The following is a 3,452-nucleotide window of genomic DNA, read 5'->3' as shown; positions in this document are numbered from 1 at the left end:
GTAAATTAAAGACAGACTCAGGGGTCTGTAGCTCAGTCGGTTAGAGCACCGTCTTGATAAGGCGGGGGTCGTTGGTTCGAATCCAACCAGACCCACCAATGTCTTGTCTGGCGTGTCGATGATCGTTGGCGCTTTAGCGCCTACGAGAATCCCATACCGACGGGTAAGGTACCTGAGGAATCTGTACTCATGGGGGCATAGCTCAGCTGGGAGAGCACCTGCTTTGCAAGCAGGGGGTCGTCGGTTCGATCCCGTCTGCCTCCACCAATCTTCAATGACAAATATTCGAATGAAGTTTGTTCGAGTCTTTGTCATTGGCGATTGAGCCAGTCAGAGTGATACGTAGTACGTATCGGCTGTCGTTCTTTAACAATCTGGAAGAAGTAAGTAATTTGGATAGCGGAAGCGTCTTGAGATGGACGTGAAAACTATCCGGGTTGTGATTGTATCGATGTATCTCAAGATGATTCGAACTCTATGTTTGACTCAATTGGAATACGGCACAACGCGAAAACTCAACCTGTAACGACTGTCGGAGAGACAGACTCGTTATAGGGTCAAGCGAACAAGTGCATGTGGTGGATGCCTTGGCGATCACAGGCGATGAAGGACGCGGTAGCCTGCGAAAAGCTACGGGGAGCTGGCAAACGAGCTTTGATCCGTAGATGTCCGAATGGGGAAACCCACTCCTTTTGGAGTATCCATGGCTGAATACATAGGCCATGTGAAGCGAACGCGGTGAACTGAAACATCTAAGTAACCGCAGGAAAAGAAATCAACCGAGATTCCCAAAGTAGTGGCGAGCGAAATGGGATGAGCCTTGTACTCTTTATTTGTATTGTTAGCCGAACGCTCTGGAAAGTGCGGCCATAGCGGGTGATAGCCCCGTAGGCGAAAACAGTATGAAAGAACTAGGTGTACGACAAGTAGGGCGGGACACGTGAAATCCTGTCTGAAGATGGGGGGACCATCCTCCAAGGCTAAATACTCGTGATCGACCGATAGTGAACCAGTACCGTGAGGGAAAGGCGAAAAGAACCCCGGGAGGGGAGTGAAATAGATCCTGAAACCGCATGCATACAAACAGTCGGAGCATCGTAAGGGGTGACGGCGTACCTTTTGTATAATGGGTCAGCGACTTACGTTCAGTAGCAAGCTTAACCGTATAGGGCAGGCGTAGCGAAAGCGAGTCCGAATAGGGCGTTCAGTTGCTGGGCGTAGACCCGAAACCAAGTGATCTATCCATGGCCAGGATGAAGGTGCGGTAACACGTACTGGAGGTCCGAACCCACTAACGTTGAAAAGTTAGGGGATGAGCTGTGGATAGGGGTGAAAGGCTAAACAAACTTGGAAATAGCTGGTTCTCTCCGAAAACTATTTAGGTAGTGCCTCGTGTCTCACCTTCGGGGGTAGAGCACTGTCATGGTTGGGGGGTCTATTGCAGATTACCCCGCCATAGCAAACTCCGAATACCGAAGAGTGCAATCACGGGAGACAGACATCGGGTGCTAACGTCCGGTGTCAAGAGGGAAACAACCCAGACCGCCAGCTAAGGTCCCCAAATATAGCTAAGTGGGAAACGAAGTGGGAAGGCTAAAACAGTCAGGAGGTTGGCTTAGAAGCAGCCACCCTTTAAAGAAAGCGTAATAGCTCACTGATCGAGTCGTCCTGCGCGGAAGATGTAACGGGGCTAAGCTATATACCGAAGCTGCGGATGCGTGCTTTGCACGCATGGTAGGAGAGCGTTCTGTAAGCCTGCGAAGGTGTCTCGGAAGGGATGCTGGAGGTATCAGAAGTGCGAATGCTGACATGAGTAGCGATAAAGGGGGTGAAAGGCCCCCTCGCCGTAAGCCCAAGGTTTCCTACGCAACGTTCATCGGCGTAGGGTGAGTCGGCCCCTAAGGCGAGGCAGAAATGCGTAGCTGATGGGAAGCAGGTCAATATTCCTGCACCATTGTTAGATGCGATGGGGGGACGGATCGCGGAAGGTTGTCCGGGTGTTGGAAGTCCCGGTCGCTGCATTGGAGAAGGCGCTTAGGCAAATCCGGGCGCGGAATTCAAGGGTGTGGCGCGAGCTCCCTAGGGAGCGAAGCAATTGGAAGTGGTTCCAAGAAAAGCCTCTAAGCTTCAGTCTAACGATGACCGTACCGCAAACCGACACAGGTGGGCGAGATGAGTATTCTAAGGCGCTTGAGAGAACTCGGGAGAAGGAACTCGGCAAATTGGTACCGTAACTTCGGGATAAGGTACGCCCTTGTAGCTTGATGCCCCTGCGGGCAGAGGGTGAAGGGGTTGCAATAAACTGGTGGCTGCGACTGTTTAATAAAAACACAGCACTCTGCAAACACGAAAGTGGACGTATAGGGTGTGACGCCTGCCCGGTGCCGGAAGATTAAATGATGGGGTGCAAGCTCTTGATTGAAGTCCCGGTAAACGGCGGCCGTAACTATAACGGTCCTAAGGTAGCGAAATTCCTTGTCGGGTAAGTTCCGACCTGCACGAATGGCGTAACGATGGCCACACTGTCTCCTCCCGAGACTCAGCGAAGTTGAAGTGTTTGTGATGATGCAATCTACCCGCGGCTAGACGGAAAGACCCCATGAACCTTTACTGTAGCTTTGCATTGGACTTTGAACCGATCTGTGTAGGATAGGTGGGAGGCTATGAAACCGGAACGCTAGTTTCGGTGGAGCCGTCCTTGAAATACCACCCTGGTTTGTTTGAGGTTCTAACCTTGGTCCGTGATCCGGATCGGGGACAGTGCATGGTAGGCAGTTTGACTGGGGCGGTCTCCTCCCAAAGCGTAACGGAGGAGTACGAAGGTACGCTAGGTACGGTCGGAAATCGTGCTGATAGTGCAATGGCATAAGCGTGCTTAACTGCGAGACCGACAAGTCGAGCAGGTGCGAAAGCAGGTCATAGTGATCCGGTGGTTCTGTATGGAAGGGCCATCGCTCAACGGATAAAAGGTACTCTGGGGATAACAGGCTGATACCGCCCAAGAGTTCATATCGACGGCGGTGTTTGGCACCTCGATGTCGGCTCATCTCATCCTGGGGCTGTAGCCGGTCCCAAGGGTATGGCTGTTCGCCATTTAAAGAGGTACGTGAGCTGGGTTTAAAACGTCGTGAGACAGTTTGGTCCCTATCTGCCGTGGGCGTTGGATATTTGAAGGGGGCTGCTCCTAGTACGAGAGGACCGGAGTGGACGAACCTCTGGTGTACCGGTTGTCACGCCAGTGGCATCGCCGGGTAGCTATGTTCGGAAGAGATAACCGCTGAAAGCATCTAAGCGGGAAACTCGCCTTAAGATGAGATATCCCTGGGGACTAGATCCCCTTGAAGGGTCGTTCGAGACCAGGACGTTGATAGGTCAGGTGTGTAAGCGCAGTAATGCGTTCAGCTAACTGATACTAATTGCCCGTAAGGCTTGATCCTATAACAAGTCTGTTT

The 3,452-nt window shown here is 52.0% G+C and carries 2 tRNA genes and 1 rRNA gene; all 3 read left to right on the top strand.

What is annotated here, in order from left to right:
• Window positions 1-21: 21 nt before the first annotated feature.
• Window positions 22-98 (top strand) — tRNA-Ile (locus tag ACTRWB_RS38050).
• A 93-nt stretch (window positions 99-191) separates the two neighbouring features.
• Window positions 192-267 (top strand) — tRNA-Ala (locus ACTRWB_RS38045).
• A 288-nt stretch (window positions 268-555) separates the two neighbouring features.
• Window positions 556-3,437, top strand: a 23S ribosomal RNA gene (locus ACTRWB_RS38040).
• Window positions 3,438-3,452 lie beyond the last annotated feature (15 nt).

Source organism: Burkholderia sp. YIM B11467, assembly GCF_052952715.1.
The sequence above is the reverse complement of the archived record's forward strand: the minus strand, read 5'-3'. Positions and strand labels throughout refer to the sequence as shown.